General features: G+C 43.4%; 1 protein-coding gene. It reads right to left on the bottom strand.

Annotated features, from left to right (window positions below):
* Nucleotides 1–73 precede the first annotated feature (73 nt).
* A partial coding sequence (locus Q0852_RS23780) for an aspartate/glutamate racemase family protein (RefSeq protein ID WP_299022929.1) occupies nt 74–309 on the bottom strand: 236 nt, incomplete at its 5' end.

The following is a 309-nucleotide window of genomic DNA, read 5'->3' as shown; positions in this document are numbered from 1 at the left end:
CCACGGAACCAGCAAAGCACACCAAACTCCCTACCAAAACCGCCGAGTGTAACGCATCACCTTGATTGCCTTGTTATATTGCCATGTCATTCGATGTTGCTAATTGAACAGCCCGGGCAGCATGAATTTCAGTCGTGTCGTACAATGGTACTTGTGTATGTTCTTGTTGAATAAGTAGAGCGATTTCAGTACAACCAAGTATCACAGCTTCAGCACCCTGTTCATGTAAACCGTTTACAATACTCAGATACTGTTCTCTTGACTCAGAGCGAATAACACCCCGACACAATTCATCATAAATTATGTCGT

Source organism: uncultured Photobacterium sp. (assembly GCF_947502415.1).
Classification (GTDB): domain Bacteria; phylum Pseudomonadota; class Gammaproteobacteria; order Enterobacterales; family Vibrionaceae; genus Photobacterium.
Note: the sequence above shows the minus strand (reverse complement) of the source record. Positions and strands in the feature narration are given on the sequence as shown.